The sequence below is a fragment of the Thermodesulfovibrionales bacterium genome, assembly GCA_035622735.1.
In the GTDB taxonomy this organism is placed as follows: domain Bacteria; phylum Nitrospirota; class Thermodesulfovibrionia; order Thermodesulfovibrionales; family UBA9159; genus DASPUT01.
This window is the reverse complement of record DASPUT010000013.1, coordinates 1-3,254: the sequence shown is the minus strand read 5'-3', so window position 1 is coordinate 3,254 and position 3,254 is coordinate 1. Positions and strand designations below refer to the sequence as shown.

Genomic DNA, 3,254 nt, shown 5'->3' with positions numbered 1-3,254 from the left:
GGCATCCCCTCACGCCTTCTATCCCTGCCACCACGGCCTCTACATCGAAGGTGTCGATGCAGACCGTATCGACGAGCACATCCGACGCTGCTTTTAGAATTTCATATCCGATCTTCGCGATGAGGGCCACGATGATCATCCCGATGATTGCGTCTGCCTGCTGATAGCCGAGCCTCGAAAATATCAGCCCGATAATGACCGAGAAGGATGTCAGGATGTCGCTCTTCGTGTGTTTCGCGTCGGCTATGAGAAATTCACTCTGCAACTCCCTGCCCCTCTTCAGTTCATAGAGCATCACGCTGATATTGACGGCTATCGTCACGATCATGATGACAAAGCTCATTTCCGTAACGACGGTCCTGTGGCCTTCATGAAACGAGTGGTACACCCTCTTCAGTATCTCATAGCAGGTGAAGAAGAGCATCGATGCTATCGCCATCGTAAAAAGGGTCTCGTATTTCTTATGTCCGTAGGGATGGTTCCTATCCGGAGGGCGCGAGGCTATCCAGATCCCGACGAGTCCGACGATGTTCGAGGTCCCGTCAAAGAAGGAATGGAAGCCGTCGGAAGTTATCGAGATGGAGTTTGTGAAATGGCCATACCCGACCTTCGCCAGGGCAACGGATACATTGGCCGCAAGGGTATAGATGAGGACATTCCTTACGGCAACGCCTCTGTCCATAGGTTCCTCTCGCAGTCTTTCTTGAACTCCTGAAATGACCCGCTCTTGATGGCGTTCCTCATCTTCCGGAAAAATTCGAGATAGAAGTGGAGGTTATGCAAGCTATTGAGCCGCATCGAGAGTATCTCCCTCGTCAGGAAGAGATGCCTGAGATAGGCGCGCGTATAATTTCTGCAGGCAGGGCATCGGCATTCGGGGTCGAGGGGCCCTTTATCCGATTTGAACTCAGTCCTCTTGATGCTCACCCTCCCCCTGCTCGTAAAGAGCGTACCGTTCCGTGCATTCCTCGTCGGCATGACACAGTCGAACATATCGAATCCTGCCTCCACGGCGACAAGCACGTCTCCAAGATCTCCTATCCCCATGAGGTACCTCGGTCTGTCATTCGGGAGAAGAGGGCCGACGAGGGTTATCATCTCGTGCATGAGGCCCTTCGGTTCCCCGACGCTCAGCCCGCCTACCGCGTATCCGTCAAACCCGATCGCGAGCAGTTCTTCGACGCTCATCTTTCGCAACTCTCCGAATGTCGAGCCCTGCACGATGCCGAAGAGCGCCTGGTCTTCGCCCTGTAACTCCCTGCACCTCCTTGCCCAAGACGTCGTGAGTTTCAGGGACCTGAGCGCGTATTCATAGGATGCGGGATAGGGGGTGCATTCGTCGAAGGCCATCGCGATATCTGAACCGAGTGTCGCCTGGATCTCCATCGCCTCAGACGGTCCGATAAAGTGAAGCGAGCCGTCTATATGGGACCTGAAGTGAACACCGTTTTCTTCGATCCTTCGCAAGGCGGAAAGGCTGTAAACCTGGAACCCCCCGCTGTCGGTGAGTATCGGCCTGTCCCAATACATGAAGCGGTGCAGTCCGCCCACGGACCGTATCACCTCGTGCCCCGGTCTCAGGTAGAGGTGGTAGGTGTTGCCGAGGATGATCTCGGCACCCAACTCCTTCAGCTCATCGGGAGAGACCGCCTTTACCGTTGCATTCGTGCCTACCGGCATGAACGCAGGGGTCTGGACATGACCCCGCCCGAGCGTAAGGAGACCAGCGCGCGCCGGACCGTCTTCCTCCAGTATTCTGAAATCCATAGTGATTTTCATCATACCACAGAGCGGTCTCAACCGAAAATCTGTTTGAATTTCGGATTGTTTGCGTGCTAAGATAATCAATCTTTTCTCAGGCAAAAGGGTGTAGATGGCTGAAGTCGTCCCGTTCAGGGGAATCGTCTATAATGCGGCAGAGGTTTCAGGAGGCGAGGTCGTGGCGCCTCCTTACGACATCATCACGCCCGACATGCGGGCAGCACTCTACAGGAAAAGTCCTTACAACATCGTGAGGATCGACTCCGGAGAAGAGTACGGCGGAGACCATGACGGTGAGAACAAATACGTGAGGGCGGCCCGCTTTCTCGAGGAATGGCAGAGCACAGGGATACTCGTTCAGCCCGACAGGCGATCGTTTTACGCCTACGCGATGGACTACGACGCGGGAGAAGGCAGGGAGAGGCTCTCCGGCTTCTTCGGTCTTGTGAAGCTCGAAGAACTCGGCAAGGGTGTTTACCCGCATGAGGAGACCCACGCGAAGCCGAAGGTCGACCGTCTGAAGCTCATGACCGCCTGCGAGGCGAATACGAGTCCTATCTTTTCCCTCTACGACAGTCCCGCGAAAAAGGCATCCGGTGTCCTTGACAAGGTCATGGAGGGGAATCCCTATATCGAGGCGGAAGATGCCGGGGGTGTGATCCACAGGCTCTGGGTCATCGAGGAAGAGGGAGAGATCGATGCGATCGGGAACGACCTTGAGGGTAAGGACATCATCATCGCAGACGGCCATCACCGGTATGAAACTGCGCTCGAATTCCGGAGGTTAAGGGAGGAATCTCGCTGCCAGGGAACGTGCGACTATGTGCTCATGTTCCTCGCGAATATAGCGGACAGGGGCATAACGATCCTCCCGACACACAGAATTATCAAGTATGGACAGAAGAATATGCTGGAGATGCTTTCGCGTCATTTCTCTATAGAGACGCTCCCTCCGGACAGAGACATCATCAGGGCGATGCGGGGAAAGACGCAGACCCTCAGCCTCTCCCTGAAGGGAGAGGAGCAGCGATATCTCCTGCGGTACACCGGTGCGGGCGTGGAGGATCTGGATCCTTCCCTCCAGGGGCTGGACGTGATCATCCTTCACGAGCTCGTCCTGAAAAGACTCCTGAAGGTCTCGGACATCGTTTACGAGATGGACGCCGCACGGGCAGAGGAGCAGATGAGGGAGGGGGACTATGACGCCGTCTTCTTTCTCAATCCGACGCGGGTGGAGGATGTCGAAAGGGTCGCCCTGCTGTCGCGGAGACTTCCGCCGAAGTCCACGTATTTTTATCCCAAGGTCATGACCGGTTTTGTCATAAACAGTTTTAAAAATTCTCTCTGAGGAGGGCATCATGTCAGTCAAGGTAGGCATCAACGGGTTCGGCAGGATAGGAAGAAATTTCTTGAGGGTGTGCCAGAGGTACGGCGGTGTCGAGGTCGTCGCGATCAACGACCTGACCGACGCAAAGACGCTCGCCCATCTCCTG

General features: G+C 55.3%; 4 protein-coding genes. 2 read left to right on the top strand and 2 right to left on the bottom strand.

Annotated features, from left to right (window positions below):
- The coding region (locus VEI96_00520) for a cation diffusion facilitator family transporter (protein HXX56464.1) at positions 1-682 on the bottom strand (682 nt) is incomplete at its 3' end.
- A complete protein-coding gene (gene tgt / locus VEI96_00515; GenBank protein ID HXX56463.1) occupies positions 661-1,767 on the bottom strand; it encodes a tRNA guanosine(34) transglycosylase Tgt in 1,107 nt (368 codons plus the stop codon). The genes VEI96_00520 and tgt, both read right to left, overlap by 22 nt.
- Positions 1,768-1,873: 106 nt before the next feature.
- Between tgt and VEI96_00510 the strand changes: the two genes are divergently transcribed.
- Together VEI96_00510 and VEI96_00505 are read left to right on the top strand one after the other, a co-directional pair.
- A complete protein-coding gene (locus VEI96_00510) occupies positions 1,874-3,109 on the top strand; it encodes a DUF1015 domain-containing protein (GenBank protein HXX56462.1) in 1,236 nt (411 codons plus the stop codon).
- Positions 3,110-3,119: 10 nt separating this feature from the next.
- Positions 3,120-3,254: glyceraldehyde 3-phosphate dehydrogenase NAD-binding domain-containing protein (locus VEI96_00505; GenBank protein HXX56461.1), on the top strand; the 135-nt coding region annotated here is incomplete at its 3' end.

Bases quoted from the DNA above. Each gene is read 5' to 3' on its own strand.
- tgt (HXX56463.1), bottom strand. From the start codon at position 1,767: ATGGATTTCAGAATACTGGAGGAAGACGGTCCGGCGCGCGCTGGTCTC.
- VEI96_00510 (HXX56462.1), top strand. From the start codon at position 1,874: ATGGCTGAAGTCGTCCCGTTCAGGGGAATCGTCTATAATGCGGCAGAG.